Source organism: Microbispora sp. NBRC 16548 (assembly GCF_030268985.1).
Classification (GTDB): Bacteria; Actinomycetota; Actinomycetes; order Streptosporangiales; family Streptosporangiaceae; genus Microbispora; species Microbispora catharanthi.
This window is the reverse complement of record NZ_BSSF01000111.1, coordinates 1-288: the sequence shown is the minus strand read 5'-3', so window position 1 is coordinate 288 and position 288 is coordinate 1. Positions and strand designations below refer to the sequence as shown.

1 pseudogene is annotated in these 288 nt (G+C 71.5%); it reads right to left on the bottom strand.

The features are described 5' to 3' along the window. Positions 1-288, bottom strand: a pseudogene (locus QSK36_RS43265) (hypothetical protein); the annotation flags it as partial.

Here is a 288-nt window from a genome sequence, read left to right as displayed (position 1 = left end):
CCGGTGGTGGCGGCGATGCGCATGCCCACGCCGAGGATGAGGGCGGTGCCGATGCCGGCGAGGCCGGTCATGAACAGCCAGTCGACCCAGGGCTGGCCTGCGAGGGTGTTGAACAGGCCGCCGAAGGTGTGGTCGGCGGTGCCCTTGAGGAAGCCGGTGGTGGGGCTGCCGCCGTTGATCCAGGCCTTGGCGGTGGGGGTGGCGAAGCCCCAGCCGAACAGCTTGTCCAGGAAGGCCCACAGGAACACCCAGCCGATGGCGATGCGGGCGGCGGCCCACGCGTACCGG